Source organism: Thioalkalivibrio sp. ALM2T (genome assembly GCF_000381505.1).
Classification (GTDB): domain Bacteria; phylum Pseudomonadota; class Gammaproteobacteria; order Ectothiorhodospirales; family Ectothiorhodospiraceae; genus Thioalkalivibrio; species Thioalkalivibrio versutus.
Genome location: NZ_KB906562.1, coordinates 115,915 through 132,415, shown reverse-complemented (window position 1 = coordinate 132,415; position 16,501 = coordinate 115,915). Strand labels below are relative to the sequence as shown.

Genomic DNA, 16,501 nt, shown 5'->3' with positions numbered 1-16,501 from the left:
GGTCTCGGCGGTTCGGGAACACCTTGGGCTTGACCTTGCCCGCCTCCAGATCCCGGACCCACATGCAGTCGAGCTTGTTCTTGCTCACATCAATGCCAATATGCGCCATCTCGTCCTCTCGCCTTGTCCGTACAGCCTCACCCGTCCCTCACGGGGGGCATTGGATACCGTTCAAACTTCGAGATGAAAAAGGACTCGGGGGCCCATCTACGAAACAGGTTCGTGACCTCAGGATGCGTTCGGGTTACCCCGAGCCCGGTACGGTTCATGGTAGCGATCCGTGAACCGCAAGACACAAGGATGTGTTGAGCGTAGCGAAACGCATCGACCAGGGTGTGTCGCTCCCCAAACCGTGCGAAATCAGAGTGTCAGGCCGTCCATTGGCAATGCCGGGGTTTCGCCCAGCACGCTGTCGCACACCAGCGCGGCCGCGCCGCAGGCGAAGGTCCACCCCAGGTGGCCGGATCCGGTATTGAGGTAAAGGCCCGGTACCACGGTCGCCCCGAGGATCGGGGTGCCGCGTGCGCTCATCGGGCGCAGGCCGGTCCACGGGGCCATGGTTTCGGCATCCATTCGGTCGGGCAGGCTGGCCAGGGTGCGCCGGCAATGGTCCAGTACGCTGGCGGCCCGCTGCGGGTTCAGGCTGCCGTCGCGACCCGCGAACTCCGCGGTGCCGGCCAGGCGCAGGCGATCGCCCAGCGGGGTCATCACGACCTTGTTGGCGTCGTCGATCAGCGGCAGGTGAATCCGGGTTTCGGCGTCCATCGGCAGGGTCAGCGAGTAGCCCTTGACCGGTGCCACGGGCAGCCGGATCCCGAGTGGGCGCAGCAGATCGGGCGCGTGGTAGCCGTTGGCAACGACACAGGCATCCGCGGCGATCGGGCCTTCCGAGGTCTCCAGCGCATCGAGGCGGCCGCGGAAGGTGCGCAGGCGGCGCACCGCCACGCCCGGGCAATAGGTCAGTCCGCGGCGGCGGGCGATGGCCAGCAGGCCCGCGGTAAAGCGGGCGGCATCGCCGATGGCATCGTCGGGAAAGTAGAGCCCGCCGCATAATTGATCGCGCACGGGGGCCAGCGCCGGCTCTTCGGCGATGATGCGCTCGACGGTCCAGTCCTCAAAGCGCACGCCGGCGTCCGCCATGTCCTCGCTGGCGGCGCGGTTGCGGGCCTGGCTGGCCGGGTCCTGGAACAGCTTGAGGATGCCGCTGCGGCGGAAGTCGAAGTCCAGCCCCTCGGGTGCCAGCTTGCGCTGCAGGCGGTCGATCTCCTTCAGGGAGAAGGCAGCCAGGCGCGCATTGAGCCGGGTGTGTTCCTCGAAGCGCGCGCGGCGGCTGTTGCCGAGAAAGCGCAGGCCCCAGCCGATCAGTCCCGGTATGGCGTGCGGGCGCACCAGCAGCGGCGAATCGCGCCGTCCGAGATAGCGCAGCAGGTCGAGACCCACGCCCGGGGCATTCCAGGGTTCGGCATGGCTGGCATGCAGCATGCCGCCATTGGCGAAACTGGATCCACTGGCCGGCGCCGCAGCGGCGTCCAGCAGCACGACCTCGGCTCCGGCCTCCTGCAGGTACCAGGCTGTGGTGACACCGATCACCCCGGCGCCGATGACCGCTACGCGCATCCGTTGGTCCTTCCGTTGTCGTGGCTCATGTGCCACTGGCCATTCGTTGGATCAGTGTCGCGTATTCGCGTTCCAGGCGTTTGGGTGAAACCTTCTCGCGGGTGCCCAGTTCCTGGGCGAACTGCGAGACGCGGAATTCCTCGATGCGGTAGCGAAAGGCGAGGACGTCCGGGTGGTCCGGGGCGCGGGCGATCAGTTCCTGCGCCTGCTGCCACAGTGGCTCCACGGCGACCCGCCGGGCGCGGTCCTTGTCCGGGGCCTGGGTCAGGCGCTCCAGGCGCTTCTCGATCGCCTCGAGGTAGCGCGGCAGTTCCGGCAGGACATCATGCGGGATGCGCAGCAGGAAATCCGCCGGGACCAGCGCGTCCAGCTGCCCGCGGATGTCGCGCGCGGCCTCGATCCAGGATAGCGGCAGGTCGCCCTGCAGCCGGGTGCGCAGGTCGTGCCAGCGGCGCAGGGTCTCGGCGGTCAGGCGCGAGAGCTCCATTACGGTGGGCGAGAACGCCGGCAGGGATTCGTTGAGTCGTTGGACGAACGCCTCGGCGTCGCGTGGCCAGGGCTCGGCCAGGAACACGCGGTCGGCGGCGGCCTCCAGGATCTGGTCGCGCAGGGTCTCGCAGCTGCCCAGTGTCGAGTAGTTCAGGCAGGCGCGTTCGATCTCCGGGAGCTGGCGCCGCAGATCGCGCGCGGTCTTGCGGGCGCCGAGCAGAAACAGCCGGCGCAGGCCCGCGCGGTGGGCGCGTTCGGCCTTGCCCGGGTCGGGTTCCAACTCCAGCGAGACGGAATCGTTATGGTCGACCAGGATCGGGAAGGCACGCAGCTGTGCCCCCTGGTGGTCGAATTCGACGCTCTCCGGCAGCGCACCGAAATCCCATTCGGTGATGCCCTCGCGGGTGATCTCGTCCGGACGGCTGGCATCGAAGTGGGCCTCGGCGCTCCCGCCCAGTCGCGCCTTGAGCGCGGGCAGCTCGCGGCCGCTGGCCTCTTCCTTCCCTTCCGGGTCGAGGATGCGAAAGCGCATCACCAGGTGCGGCTCCAGGGTCTCCGGGCGCCAGGCATCCAGCGGGATGTCGGTGCCGGTCATGGAGCGCAGGGCCGCGGCCAGTGCCGGGATCAGTGGGCCCTGGCGGTGTTCGATGCGGGCGAGCGCGGCGCGGGCGAAGTCCGGGGCGGGCACGAACTGGCGGCGCAGGGCCTTGGGCAGGCTCCGCAGCAGGGCGGTCACGCGATCCTCCAGCAGCCCTGGCACCAGCCAGTCGCCCAGCCATTCGGGCACCGCGTTCAGCGCGGCGATGGGGATGGTGACGGTCACGCCGTCGTCCGGCTGGCCGGGCTCGAAGCGGTAGGCCAGTGGCAGGCGCAGGCCCTCGAGCTCCAGATGGTCGGGATAGGCGCCTTCCGGGAGCGTGGCCGTTGGCTCGTTCATGAGCTCGGCGCGGTCGATCTTCAGCGCCTCCGGATCGTGTTTTTCGGTCTTGCGCGCCCAGGTCTCGAAGCTCGTGCCGTCGGTGATCTCGGCCGGCAGACGGGCGTCGTAGAAGTCGAACAGGCGCTCCTCTTCCACCAGCAGGTCGCGGCGGCGCCCGCGCGCCTCCTGTTCGGCGATCTCGGCCACCGCCTCGCGGTTGGCGCGCACGCCGTTGGAGCGCGATCTTAGCTCGCCACCGACCAGGCCCTCGCGGATCAGGATGCGCCGCGCCTCGGCCGGGTCATACTTGGCGAAGTCCACCGGTTTCCTGGGTGCCACGACCAGCCCGTACAGGGTGATGCGGTCGAACGCCCCGACGCGTCCGCTGCGGCCCTGGAAGTGCGGCTCGAAGATGTGGTGCTTAAGCAGGTGCGGGGCGGCGGTCAGGATCCAGTCGGGCTCGATGCGTGCGTTGTCGCGGGCGTATACACGCGTGGTCTCGGCGATCTCCGCGCTCATCACCCAGGCCGGCTTCTTCTTCGCCAGCACCGAGCCGGGGTGGATCTGGAAGCGGCGGTTGCGTGCGCCCAGGTAGTCGCCGCGCTCGGTCTTCTGCCCGACCTGACTGACCAGCCCGGTCAGCAGCGCCCGGTGCACCGCCTCGGCGTCCGCCGGTTGGTGGTTCGGCTTCAGGTCCATCTCGCGCGCCAGGCGCAGGAGTTGTACGCGCAGCTCCTGCCATTCGCGCATGCGCAGAAAGTTCAGGAAGTGCTCGCGGCACCAGCGCTTCAGGGCACTGGACCCGAGGTCCTCGCGGGCGGTGTGCCAGGCGTCCCACAGCCGCAGCATGCCCATGAAGTCGGACCCCTCGACCTGGAACTCGCGGTGGGCCTGGTCCGCCGCCTGGGTGGCCTCGGCCGGGCGCTCGCGCGGGTCCTGCAGCGACAGGGACGCGGCGATGGTGGCGGTCTCGGTGACACAGTCGTGCTCGGTGCCGGCCAGCAGCATCGCCGCGTGGCGCGGGTCGATGGGCATGCGCGCGAGCTGCCGCCCGCGCCGGGTGATCCGGCCACGCTCGTCTACCGCGCCCAGTTCGTCGAGCAGGTGGTAGCCATCCTTGACCAGGCGCGGGTCGGGCGGATCGAGGAACGGAAACTGGCGCGGCTGGCCGAGCTTGAGCGCGGCCATCTGCAGGATCACCGAGGCGAGGTTAGAGCGCTGGATCTCCGGGTCGGTGAAGGGCGGGCGCAGGTTGAAGTCGTCTTCCGCGAACAGCCGGATGCAGATGCCGGGGCCCAGCCGGCCGCAGCGCCCGGCGCGCTGGTCGCAGGCGGCCTGCGAGATGGCCTCCAGGCTCAGGCGCTGCACCCGCGAGCGCCAGGAGTAGCGCGAGATGCGCGCGAGCCCGGAGTCGATCACGAAGCGGATGCCGGGCACGGTCAACGCGGTCTCGGCGACGTTGGTTGCGAGCACGATGCGACGGCCGCTGTGTGACTGGAATACCCGCGACTGCTCGCGCGCGGACAGCCGTGCGTACAGCGCCAGGATCTCGGTGTCGGCGCGGACCTGGCCGCGCAGGGCCTGGTGGGCGTCGCGGATCTCGCGCTCGCCGGGCAGGAATACCAGTACGTCGCCGGGCCCGGCGCGCTCGCACTCGGCCACCGCGTCGCGGATGCCGTCGAACAGGTCGCGTTCACCACGCCCCTGTTCGTCGCCTTCGTCACCAGTATCCTCCGGCTCGATCGGCCGGTAGCGGACCTCCACCGGATAGGTGCGTCCGGCCACCGTCAGGATCGGGGCGTCGTCGAAGAACGCCGACAGCCGTTCGGGGTCCAGGGTGGCCGAGGTGATGATGATGCGCAGTTCGGGGCGTTTGTGCGACAGGCGTTTGAGCACGCCCATCAGAAAGTCGATGTTCAGGCTGCGTTCGTGCGCCTCGTCGACGATGATGGTGTCGTATGCGCGTAGCTCCGGGTCATGCGCCATTTCCGCCAGCAGGATGCCGTCGGTCATCAGCTTGACCCAGTTGTTTGGCCCGGTCTGGTCGGAGAAACGCACCTTGAAGCCGACCGTGGAGTCCCGGTTGCCGCCCAAGGTGGTGCCAAGTTCCTCGGCGATGCGGCTGGCCACCGAGCGCGCGGCGATCCGGCGCGGCTGGGTGTGACCGATCAGCCCGGTCTCGCCGCGCCCGGCCTCCAGGCACAGCTTGGGCAGCTGGGTGGTCTTGCCGGAGCCGGTCTCGCCGCACAGCACGAGTACCGGGTGCTCGCGGATGGCGGCGACGATGCGTTCGCGTTCGGCGTGGATCGGCAGGTCGCCGGCGTAGACGGGTTGCGGGCGCAGGCGGGCGCGCTCGTCACTGCCTACCTGGGGGGCGGCCCCCTCGATGGTGGCCAGGCGTTCGGCGAGGGTGCGGGCCATGCGGTCGCACGGCTGCCCGCGCCGCTGGCGCTGACGGGCCCGGCGCAGCAGGTCCGCGAGGTCCTTGCGTTCGCCGCCGGAGGGCAATGCCTCGATGCGGGCCGCGAGGGCGTCGAGATCCGGTGCGGGGGCCGGTTTCACGCTCAGCCCTGGTAGCGTAGACGCAGGGCCTCGATATTCTCCGTGCGCAGGCGCTCCAGCGCCTGGCGCACGCGGTCCTCGTCACTGAACGGGCCGAGGTAGACGCGGTACCAGGTCTCGCCCTGGATCTCGACCTCGTGCACTTTCGGGTCCAGACCGAGCAGGGTCAGTCGTGCCTTCATCTCGTCGGCCTGGGCAAAGCGGCGGAACGAGCCGGTCTGCAGGACGACCGGATCGCCTTCACTGGGCGATGCGGCCGGTGGCACGGTCGGGGCGGGCGCGTCGCGCTCGGACTCCGGCACCCGGATCTCGTCCTCGGGCAGCAGCTCGTAGTAGCGGAAGCGGGGCTCGTCGTCCGAGGGAACGGTGTCCCGCTCCACCGGTGCCGGGGTCGGGGCGGCCGTCTCGGTCGCGGGATCCGGGTCACCGAACAACGCACCCAGATCCGGCGAGCGGTCGGCACCCTGCAGGTACAGCACGGCGGCAAGCCCCAGGCCGATCAGCAGGCCGAGCAACATCCATACCCAGCCGGGGATCGGCCGCGAGGCCTTCCGCGGGGCGGACTTGCGACGGGTCTTGCGCGCCTGGGCCATGGTCTACATCCGTTCCGGGGCGGTCACGCCCAGCAGGCGCAGGCCGTTGTGCAGCACCTGCTTGGCGCCGGTCAGCAGCGCGAGGCGCGCGCCGATCACGTCGGGGTCGTCCGCGTTGAGGAAGGGTACCGCGTTGTAGTAGGCGTGGAAGCCGGCGGCCAGCTCGCGCAGGTACTGGGCAATCTGGTGCGGTTCGCAGGCCTCGGCGGCGGCCGCGATCACCTCGGGGAAACGATCCAGACGATCCAGCAGGTCATTCTCCTGCGGTTCGGTCAGGCGCGTGCTGAGGCCTGCGGCGTCGGCGGCGGCCGGGGCATGCCCGCGCTCGGCAGCGGTGCGCAGCACACTGGCGATGCGCGCGTGCGCGTACTGGATGTAGTACATCGGGTTGTCGTTGGACTGTGATTTGGCGAGATCCAGGTCGAAGTCCAGGTGCTGGTCGCAGCGGCGCTGCACGTAGAAGAAGCGCGCGGCATCCGAGCCGACCTCGTCGCGCAGCTCGCGCAGGGTCACGAACTGGCCGGCGCGGGTGGACATGGGCAGGCGCTCGCCACCGCGGTAGAGGATCGCGAACTGCACCAGCAGCACGTCGAGGCGGCCGGGGTCCAGGCCCAGGGCCTGCAGCGCGGCGCGCACGCGCGGGACGTAGCCGTGGTGGTCGGCGCCCCAGATGTTGATGACGCGTTCGAAGCCACGCTGGAACTTCTCGCGGTGGTAGGCGATGTCGGAGGCGAAGTAGGTGTAGTCGCCGTTCTCGCGGCGCACCACGCGGTCCTTGTCGTCGCCGTAGTCGGTGGAGCGGAACCAAAGGGCCCCGTCCTGCTCGTACAGCGCGCCGCGCCCCTGCAGGTCCTCCACCGCGGCGTCGATCGCGCCGGAGTCGGCCAGGCTGCGCTCGGAGAACCAGCACTGGTACTCGACGCCGAACTCGCGCAGGTCGTCGCGGATGTCATCGAGGATCGCGTTCAGGCCGCAGTCGAACACCTTGCGGTAAAGCGTCTCGCCCAGGAGCTCGCGGGCGCGGGCGATCACCGCGTCGATGAAGGTTTCCTTGTCGCCGCCGTCCGGCTCGTCCGCCGGAAGATCGCGGGTGACGGCCTCGGCCGGGTGCACGCCCTGTTCGCCGATCTGCGCGGTGAGGGTCTCGGCGACCGGGTAGATGTACTCGCCCTTGTAGCCATTGGCCGGGAACGGCACCTGGACACCGTGCTGCTCCAGGTAGCGTAGCCAGACGCTGGCGGCGAGGATGTTCATCTGCCGCCCGGCGTCGTTCACGTAGTACTCGCGGGTGACATCGAACCCGCAGAAATCCAGCAGGTCGGCTACCGTGGCGCCGAAGGCCGCGCCGCGGCCATGGCCGACATGCAGCGGCCCTGTGGGATTGGCGGAGACGAATTCCACCTGCACCGGGCGCCCCCCGCCTACGCTGGAGCGGCCGAAGTCGTCACCTTGGGTCGCGACGCGGCCCAGCACCAGCGTGCGGGCATCCGCGGCCAGGCGGAAGTTGATAAAACCGGGGCCGGCGATCTCGGTGCCGGCGAGGCCGGGTACCTCGGGCATGGCCGCACACAGGGCCTCGGCCAGATCGCGTGGCTTGGATTTCGCCGGGCGCGCGAGCTGCATCGCCAGGTTGGCGGCGAAGTCGCCATGTTCGCGGTCGCGCGCACGCGTGACCTGTACCTCGACACCGTGGTCGGCGGGTACGCGGCCTTCGGCCACCAGGGTCTCCAGTGCGGCCGCCAGGGCCTCGGTCAGGGTGTCTTTCAAGGGAAGCTCGATCCGTCGGGTAAAAAGGGCCGCATTCTAACCCGGAAGCGCTGGTCGTGCCGCCCCGGTACGGGGTGCTCGAAGGGAACCGGGCGGCGGTTTACGCCAGCGAGACCGGGTCGATGTCGATGGCGATGCGGGTGCCGCGCGGGAGGTCGTCGGTCTGCCAGGCGTGGCGGGCGCGGGTCAGGGCCCGATGGAGTGGGCCGCGCTGGGTGGACTGCAGCAGGATCTGTTCGCGGAAGCGGCGATTGACGCGGTGGCGCGGTGCGGGGGCCGGGCCGAGTACGCGCAGGCCTCCGGCAGCCGCGTTGCGCAAGTGGGTGGCGACGCGCTCGGCGTGGCGGCGGGTGGTCTCGGCATCGCCCGCCTCGACGCGGACCAGGGCCAGGTGGCCGTGGGGCGGCATCTCGGCGGCGGCGCGTTCCTCCAGCAGGGGCGCGACCATCGCCGGGTAGTCCGCGGCATTCAGGCCGCGGATCAGGGGGTGGTCCGGATGACCGGTCTGCAGCAGGACGCGGCCGCCGCCGGAACCGCGTCCGGCGCGCCCGGCGGCCTGCACGATCAGCTGCAGGGTGTTTTCGGTCGCGCGCAGGTCGACGCTGAACAGGCCCTGGTCGACGTCAATCACGCCGACTAGTCCGACCTGCGGGAAGTCGTGGCCCTTGGCCAGCATCTGGGTCCCGACGACGATGGCAGCATCCAGCTGGCGGATGCGGTCTAGCGCCTCCTCGAGCGCCCCCTTGTGGCGGATGCTGTCGCGGTCCAGGCGGATCAGCGGAGTGGTCGGGTAGTGGCGGGCCAGGGCCTGTTCCAGGCGCTGGGTGCCGAGACCGCGCTGGGCCAGGGCCTCGCCGCATTGCGGGCAGCGCTGGGGGCGCGGTTCCTGGTGACCGCAGAGGTGGCAGACGGCACGCGGGTTGTGCGCGTGGATGGTCAGGCGCGCATCGCAGTCCGGGCATTCGGCGACCCAGCCGCAGGCGTCGCAGGCCAGCACGCGGGCGAAGCCGCGCCGGTTCAGTAGCAGAAAGCACTGGTGGCCGGCGGCGAGGGTCTGTTGCATGGCATCCAGAAGCGGGGCGGTGAGGCCCTCGTCCGGGGTGTGCACACGCGTGTCGATGGCCTCGACGGCGGGGGGTTGAGAGCCGTCCGGGCGCGTCGCCAGTCGGGCGTGGGCGTAGCGGCCAGTGGTGGCCGCATGCAGGGTCTCCAAGGTCGGCGTGGCCGAGCCCAGGACCACCGCGGCCTGTTCTAGCTGGCCGCGCTTGATGGCCAGGTCGCGGGCGTTGTAACGAAAGCCATCCTGCTGTTTGAAGGCACTGTCGTGCTCCTCGTCGACGATGATCAGGCCGAGATCGGGCAGGGGCGTGAACAGCGCGGAACGGGTGCCGACGACGATGCGGCGATGCCCCTGACGGGCGGACTCCCAGGCGCGTAGGCGTTCGCCCTCGGACAGCCCGGAGTGGAGGAGGGCGACCTGCCCGGGGAAGCGCTGCTGGATGCGCGCGCTCAGCTGTGGCGTCAGGGCGATCTCGGGGATCAGGAACAGGACCTGGCGCCCGCGTGCCAGCACGCGTTCGGCCATTTGCAGGTAGACCTCGGTCTTGCCACTTCCGGTGACACCCTCCAGCAGGAGGGGTATGCCGGTATCCGGGGTCAGGGCGTCGACGGCGGCGCGTTGTTCGGCGGTCAGGGTGTGGTCGCTGGTGTTCGGGGGCGGTGGCTGTTTCGGGTCGGGCGTGGTCGCCTCCAGCCAGCCGCGTTCCGCAAACGCGCGCAGTTCGCGCGGGGCGAGTTGCAGCCCGGTGGCGGCGGCCAGGGTGGCGCGATCCAGGGCCGGTGAGGCATGCGGTGTGGGATCCGGGTGGGCCAGCGCGCGGAGGACGGCCTGCTGGCGTCGCCCGCGGGCGTCACCGTCGGCCAGCGCCTGGCTGCCCGCGGGTGTCATCCGCCACAGGGTCTCGGGTGTCAGGGCGGGGAGCGGGTCGCCATGGCGCAGGGCCGGGGGAAGTGCCCCCAGCAGGGCTTCGCCCAGGGGGTGGTGGTAGTACCGGGCTCCGAACTGCAGCAGTTCCAGCAGACGGGGCCCCAGAATCGGTTCTGCCTCGGGTGCTTCCTGGATCGCACGCAGGCGGCCAGGTGCAACCTCGCTGGTGGATGCCAGCTCGACCACGATCCCTATGGTCGACCCGCGCCCGAAGGGCACGCGCACTCGCTGGCCGGGTGTAAGCGTCAGGCCCTCGGGGATGCGGTAGTCGAACAGCCGGTCCAGAGGGCGATCCAGCGCGATGCAGGCGATTCGGGGCGCGGCAGGCATGCGCACAGTCTACTGTGTCGGGCCCCGGGGAGGGGGAGTGGCCGTCGCACTGCGAGAGGGGGTTATCCACAAAAGCTGTGGATAACTCTGTGGGTGAATCGGTATGAACATCCCTAAATGCTTGTTACTGCTAAGGGCTACTTGGATTGGGCAAAAATCGACCATATTCATTTAATTCATGTAAAACATAGAGTTATGGTCGTTATGTGAAACCGAGTGCGCGCTGTGTGTGCTAACCGGGGGTTGACCCCGGCCCTTGTGGGTAGTTTGTATAGGAAATGTACAGATTTCGGGTTTAAATCCTGGCCCGGTGGGCGAGCAACAAAAAAACCCGGCACCGCAAAACGGTGGCCGGGTTTCGGTTGCGGGGCCCGGTGTCCGGGCCCCGCGAGTGGGGCGGGCCGACTAGCCGAGGGCCTTGACCGATGCCACCAGTTCGGCGGCCACCTTCTGGCCGTCGCCGTACAACATCTGGTTGTTGTCGGCATAGAACAGGTGGTTCTCGATGCCCGAGAAACCGGAGCCCTTGCCGCGCTTCACGCAGATGACGTTGTGCGCCTGGTCCGCGTTGAGGATCGGCATGCCGTAGATCGGGGAGTCCGGATTGGTCCGGGCCACCGGGTTCACGACGTCGTTCGCGCCGATGACCATGGCGACATCCGCGGTCTTGAACTCCTCGTTGATCTCGTCGAGGTCGAAGATGATGTCGTAGGGCACGCCGGCCTCGGCCAGCAGCACGTTCATGTGCCCGGGCATGCGGCCCGCGACCGGGTGGATCGCGAACTTCACATCCACGCCGCGCTTCTGCAGCAGCTGGGTGAATTCCCAGATCTTGTGCTGCGCCTGCGCCACGGCCATGCCATAGCCCGGCACGATAATCACCTTTTCGGCAAAGGCCATCATGATCCCGGCGTCGTTGGCCTGGATCTCCTTCATGGTGCCCTCGATCGCTTCCTCGGCACCCCCGCCGCCGCCGCCGAACTGGCTGAACAGGATGTTACTGATCGGGCGGTTCATCGCCTTGGCCATCAGCTGGGTCAGCAGCGTACCGGCTGCACCGACAACAATACCGGCGATCATCAGTGCCGGGTTGTCGAGCACGATCCCCTTCAGGCCGACAGCCAGGCCGGTCAGGGCGTTGTACAGCGAGATGACCACCGGCATATCGGCGCCGCCGATCGGCAGAGTCATCAGGATGCCAAAGGCCAGCGACAGGACGAAGAACAGCAGCAGTGTGGCCGAGCCGATCTCGCCGCCGCCGGTCGCCAGCATGAAGCCGAGGATCACGGTGATAGCAAAGATGGCGATGTTCACCACCTGTTGGCCCGGGAAGTGGAAGGTCTTCTTCATCAGGCCCTGCAGCTTGGCGTAGGCCACCAGCGAGCCAGAGAAGGCCACCGCACCGATCAGCGAGCCGGTGGTGGCGATCGCCAGGCCGGTATTGGTGACGCTTTCCGGGGTGGCCTGCAGCAGGTAGATCGCACCGATGCCGGCCGCGGCGCCGCCGCCCATGCCGTTGTACAGCGCGATCATCTGCGGCATGTCGGTCATGGCGACCTTCTTGCCACTCCACCAGGCCAGACCGCCGCCGATGACGATGCCCAGGACGATCAGGGTGTAGTTCACGCCCCCGGAGACTTCCGGGTGCACGAAGGTCACGAGCGTGGCGATCACCATGCCCACGCCGGCCCACATGATGCCCGGCCGCGCGGTGGTCGGCGAAGACATCTTTTTGAGGCCGACGATGAACAGGACCGCCGCCGCAAAGTAGGCGAGGTTGATGATCAGGCTCATGCGTTATCTCCCTTCTTGTCGTCCTTCTTGCTGGTCTTGAACATCTCCAGCATGCGTTCGGTGACGACATAGCCACCCACGGCGTTGCCCGCGGCCAGGATCACGGCGACAAAGCCGATGGCCTGTTCCAGCGGGGTCGTGGCGTGGCCGAGCGCGACCATGGTCCCGACCAGCACGATGCCGTGGACGAAGTTGGAACCGGACATCAGCGGGGTATGCAGGATGACCGGGACCTTGGAGATGATCTCGTAGCCGGTGAAGGCCGCGAGCATGAAGATGTACAGCGCGATAAAGCCTTCGATGATCATGTATTCGCTCCCTTCAGGGCCTCGCGGGTGGCCTCGTGCACGATCTCGCCGTCGCGGGTCAGCACGCTCTTGGCGATGACCTCGTCATCCCAGTCGGGCTGGAACTCGCCGCCTTCGGCGATCATCGGCGTGAGGAAATTGAGCAGGTTCTTGGCATACATCTCGGAGGCATGCAGCGGGACCTGCGAGGGCACGTTCAACGGGGCATGGATGATCACGCCTCGGTGGTCGTGGGTCTCGCCAGGCTTGCTCAGTTCGCAGTTCCCGCCGCCCTCGGCCGCCAGGTCAATGATGACTGCACCCGGCTTCATGCCCTCGACCATGGTCTTGGGGATCAGCTTGGGTGCGGCGCGACCCGGGATTGCGGCGGTGGTGATCAGCACGTCGGCCTTGGCGATGTACTCGCCCAGTGCGTCCTGCTGCTGTTTCTTCTCTTCCGCGGTCAGTTCGCGGGCGTAGCCGCCCTCACCCTCGGCGGAGACGCCGAGATCCAGGAACTTCGCACCCAGCGACTCGACCTGTTCCTTGGTGGCGGAACGCACGTCATAGGCCTCGACCATGGCGCCGAGGCGCTTGGCCGTCGCGATCGCCTGCAGACCTGCCACGCCGGCGCCGATCACGATCACCTTGGCCGGGCGGATGGTGCCGGCCGCGGTGGTCAGCATCGGGAAGAAGCGGCAGGACAGATCCGAACCCATGATCGCGCCCTTGTAGCCGACCACGGCCGCCTGCGAGGACAGCACGTCCATGCTCTGGGCGCGCGAGATGCGCGGGATCAGCTCCATCGCGAAACTCAGGATCTTGCGCTCCTGCATCGCCTTGACCACGTCCGGGTTACGGTGGGCGTGAAACAGGCTAACGACGGTCGAACCTTCCGGCAGCTGGTTGATCTCCTCGACTGTCGGCGGTGCCACGCGGACCATCAGGTCCGACTGGCCGTAGGCGGTCGCGGTGTCGACCACGGAGGCCTTCTCGTAGGTCGCATCCGGGAAATGGGCCTCGGAACCGGCACCTTTTTCCAGCTGCACCGTGACGCCCATATCGCTGAACTTGGCCGCTACCGACGGATCCAGGGCCACGCGGCGCTCGCCACTGGCGGATTCCCTGGGAACGGATAATTTGATTGCCATGCGCTCTCTCCCCGGGCCAAGCGTTCCCGTATTTCCTATGGGACGATCAGCCGCGCTCGCGGGTGGTGAAATCGGATGCCGCACGCGTGATTCGGGCGTGCCGCACAAAAAACGACCCGCGAGTGTAGCGGATCCGGCCTCGTGCTTAAACCGTGTCCACCCTCGTTGCAGGGCCCGTCAGGTTGGGTGAGCTTACGATACCGCGGGTCATGGCGTTGTAATTGCTTTGTTCCTGAAGGCTGTTTATTGTTTTTCGGGTATCGAAGGCGGCATGGATTTGTTCACCCGTACGCCGCGTGAGCAAATCCGTGTTTCCTTGAGACGGGACGGGGTCATGTTGCCGAATGAGCATCAGGTCCTGCGCACGGATGCCGCGGGCATGCCGCTGGAGTGGATCGGCCTGGAGCAGGCCGTGCGCCTCTATTACACCGAGCAGGTGGCCTACACCTGTGGTAGCCCGCTATATCGCATGCGTGGCGGCATCAACGCGCGCACCGGGTTGCAGTCGCGGGTCGAGGTCAACTCGATCATCGCCACTTACGGCACCCGCAAGTCCCGCTTCAACGACTACATCCCCCCGCTCAATAACACCACGCTGTTCCGCCGCGATGCCCATCTTTGCCTCTACTGCGGTCACTCGTTCCCCGAACGCGATCTGTCCCGCGACCACGTGACCCCGATCAGCCAGGACGGCGAGGACACCTGGACCAACGTGGTCACCGCCTGCAAGCGCTGCAACAACCACAAGGCCGGGTTCACGCCGGAAGAAGCCGGGATGCAGTTGCTCGCCATCCCGTTCACGCCCACCCACGCGGAATACATCTTCCTCAAGGGCAAACGCGTGCTGGCCGACCAGATGGAGTTCCTGCAGGCGCACTTCCCGCGTACCAGCCCGTTGCGGGGTCGTAGCGTCTGACCCGTCCCGGGCGCGCGCCCACTCGTGCCCGCGGGTATCCTTGGCGTGTGAACCAAAGCGACGCTCCGTGACTCCGACAGGGAGTCACCGTCCCCCATGCCTGCAAGGAGCCCCATGAAGTATTTCGGAGAAGCGGATTATCGCCATGGCCAGGCGCGCGGCGTCGGCGTTTTGCTGACCAACCTGGGGACGCCGGACGAACCCACCGCGCCCGCCTTGCGGCGCTACCTGAAGGAGTTCCTCTGGGACCCGCGCGTGGTCGAGGTCCCGCGACCCATCTGGTGGCTGATTCTGAACGGCGTAATCCTCAACATTCGGCCCAAGCGCTCGGCGGCGAAATACGCAACCGTGTGGACCGAAGAGGGTTCGCCGCTGCTGGCGATCTCGAAACGCCAGGCCGCCGGTGTGCGCGAGCGTCTGGCCGCGCAGGTCGGCGAGGATGTCCCGGTCGCCCTCGGCATGCGCTACGGCAACCCGTCCATTGAATCCGGTCTGGACGAACTGCGCCGCCAGGGCGTGCGTCGTGTGGTTGTCCTGCCGCTGTACCCGCAGTACTCGGCCAGCACCAATGGCTCCACCTTCGATGCCGTGGCCGACGTGCTCAAGGGCTGGCGCTGGGTGCCCGATCTGCAGTTCATCGCCGCCTATGACGCCCAGCCCGGCTACATCGAGGCTCTGGCCAACAGCGTGCGCGAGCACTGGCAGGCGCATGGTCAGGCCGATCGCCTGATGATGTCCTTCCACGGCATCCCCAAACGCTACCTGCTGCAGGGCGACCCCTATCACTGCCTGTGCCACGCCACCGGGCACAAGCTCGCGCAGGCACTGGGCCTGAGCGACGACCAGTGGCAGGTCACCTTCCAGTCGCGCTTCGGCCGCGAGGAGTGGCTGCAGCCCTATACCGACAAGACCCTGGAGGCCTTGCCGGAGCAGGGTGTGCGCTCGGTGGACGTGATCTGCCCCGGCTTCTCGGCGGATTGTCTGGAGACCATCGAGGAGATCGGCGACGAGAATCGCGAGATCTTCACCGAGGCCGGGGGCGAGCGCTTCCACTACATCCCGGCGCTGAATGACCGCGCCGATCACCTCGACTTCCTGACCGGACTGCTGCAGCAGCACCTGGCACCGTGGCTCAACGACCCGGACAACGCCGACGAGGCGCGTGCGGCCGCCCGCGAGCGCGCGCTGGCCATGGGTGCCAAGCAGTAGATCGGCGATGGATCGACCCACGATGGACGGCCGGGGATCGCACACGATCGAGATCGGCGCCGTGATCATCGGTGACGAGCTCCTGAGCGGGAAGCGCCGCGATCAGCATCAGGCGCACCTGACCGCGGCGCTGGCGGAAAGGGGGCTGGAACTTGCGTGGATCCGTATCGTCGGTGATAACGCCCGCCTGCTGACGCAGACCTTCCGCGAGACCCTGGCGAGCGGCGCCGAGGTGTTCAGCTTCGGCGGCATCGGCGCGACCCCGGATGATCGCACCCGCGCCTGCCTGGCCGAGGCACTGGGCCGGCCGCTGGCGCCTCATCCCGAGTTCATGGCCATCCTCGAGGAGCGCTTCGGTGCCGACGCCTGGCCCCACCGCGTACGCATGGCCGAGCTCCCCGAGGGGGCCAGCCTGATCCCGAACCCGGTCAACGGCATCCCCGGCTTTAGCGGTGCGCAGCATCACTGCGTACCCGGTTTCCCGGCCATGGCCGAGCCCATGGCCCGTTGGGTCCTGGAGCAGCGCTTCCCCGACCGCGATGCGGCAGCGGGTGCCGTGGAAGAGGTGCTGCGCCTGGAGAATGTCACCGAGAGCCGCCTGGTCCCGGTGCTCGAGGCCATGGAGGCCGCGTTCCCCGACCTGCGCATTTCCTGCCTCCCGCGCATGGATCGCCAGGCCCCGCAGGTCGAGCTGGGCCTGCGCGGCTCGCGCGCCCGCGTCACCGAGGCCCAGGCGGCCCTGCGCCAGCACCTGATCGCCGGCGGTTTTCTCGACCACTGAGTCGTCGCGGGTGGTCCGCCGATCCGGCGGGCACTTGTCCTTTGAAATCTGTTTCCTTCGCGCTCGCTGCCCTTTATTGGGGCTGGCCTGCCCGCATGT

General features: G+C 68.2%; 11 protein-coding genes and 1 pseudogene. 3 read left to right on the top strand and 9 right to left on the bottom strand.

Annotated features, from left to right (window positions below; genetic code table 11):
* The 9 genes and pseudogenes from F816_RS14890 to F816_RS0108885 all read right to left on the bottom strand — a co-directional run.
* Nucleotides 1–109: pseudogene (locus F816_RS14890) on the bottom strand (IS110 family transposase); the annotation flags it as partial.
* Between the two features lie 251 nt (nt 110–360).
* Nucleotides 361–1,653 carry an FAD-dependent oxidoreductase gene (locus F816_RS0108920; RefSeq protein ID WP_369773359.1) on the bottom strand — a complete coding sequence of 431 codons (1,293 nt, stop codon included), beginning with the start codon at nt 1,651–1,653 and terminating at the stop codon, nt 361–363.
* Nucleotides 1,643–5,587: an ATP-dependent RNA helicase HrpA gene (gene hrpA / locus F816_RS0108915; protein WP_019594447.1), complete on the bottom strand. Its 3,945-nt coding sequence runs from the start codon at nt 5,585–5,587 to the stop codon at nt 1,643–1,645. The genes F816_RS0108920 and hrpA overlap by 11 nt, the downstream gene beginning before the upstream one ends.
* Before the next feature lie 2 nt (nt 5,588–5,589).
* The gene (locus F816_RS0108910) at nt 5,590–6,180 is read right to left on the bottom strand and encodes an SPOR domain-containing protein (protein WP_019594446.1); all 591 of its coding nucleotides are present in this window, start codon (nt 6,178–6,180) and stop codon (nt 5,590–5,592) included.
* Between the two features lie 3 nt (nt 6,181–6,183).
* Nucleotides 6,184–7,947: an arginine--tRNA ligase gene (gene argS / locus F816_RS0108905; RefSeq protein WP_019594445.1), complete on the bottom strand. Its 1,764-nt coding sequence runs from the start codon at nt 7,945–7,947 to the stop codon at nt 6,184–6,186.
* A 100-nt stretch (nt 7,948–8,047) separates the two neighbouring features.
* Nucleotides 8,048–10,264, bottom strand: coding sequence for a primosomal protein N' (locus F816_RS0108900; RefSeq protein ID WP_019594444.1), 2,217 nt, complete (start codon nt 10,262–10,264; stop codon nt 8,048–8,050).
* A 405-nt stretch (nt 10,265–10,669) separates the two neighbouring features.
* Nucleotides 10,670–12,058 (bottom strand): NAD(P)(+) transhydrogenase (Re/Si-specific) subunit beta, encoded by a 1,389-nt coding sequence (locus F816_RS0108895; RefSeq protein WP_019594443.1) that lies wholly within the window; start codon nt 12,056–12,058, stop codon nt 10,670–10,672.
* Nucleotides 12,055–12,366, bottom strand: a complete 312-nt coding sequence (locus F816_RS0108890) for an NAD(P) transhydrogenase subunit alpha (RefSeq protein WP_017942675.1) — start codon at nt 12,364–12,366, stop codon at nt 12,055–12,057. Before F816_RS0108890 ends, F816_RS0108895 begins: the two co-directional genes overlap by 4 nt.
* On the bottom strand, nt 12,363–13,496 hold the full coding sequence (locus F816_RS0108885) for an NAD(P) transhydrogenase subunit alpha (RefSeq protein ID WP_038085667.1): 1,134 nt from the start codon (nt 13,494–13,496) through the stop codon (nt 12,363–12,365). Before F816_RS0108885 ends, F816_RS0108890 begins: the two co-directional genes overlap by 4 nt.
* A 334-nt stretch (nt 13,497–13,830) precedes the next feature.
* Here F816_RS0108885 and F816_RS0108880 point away from each other — a divergent pair, with 334 nt between their 5' ends.
* From F816_RS0108880 to F816_RS0108870, 3 genes are all read left to right on the top strand, one after another.
* The gene (locus tag F816_RS0108880; protein ID WP_019594441.1) at nt 13,831–14,412 is read left to right on the top strand and encodes an HNH endonuclease; all 582 of its coding nucleotides are present in this window, start codon (nt 13,831–13,833) and stop codon (nt 14,410–14,412) included.
* 114 nt (nt 14,413–14,526) lie between these two features.
* Nucleotides 14,527–15,621 carry a ferrochelatase gene (gene hemH / locus F816_RS0108875; RefSeq protein WP_019594440.1) on the top strand — a complete coding sequence of 365 codons (1,095 nt, stop codon included), beginning with the start codon at nt 14,527–14,529 and terminating at the stop codon, nt 15,619–15,621.
* A gap of 22 nt (nt 15,622–15,643) precedes the next feature.
* The gene (locus tag F816_RS0108870) at nt 15,644–16,402 is read left to right on the top strand and encodes a molybdopterin-binding protein (protein WP_019594439.1); all 759 of its coding nucleotides are present in this window, start codon (nt 15,644–15,646) and stop codon (nt 16,400–16,402) included.
* The last annotated feature ends 99 nt before the right edge of the window (nt 16,403–16,501 follow it).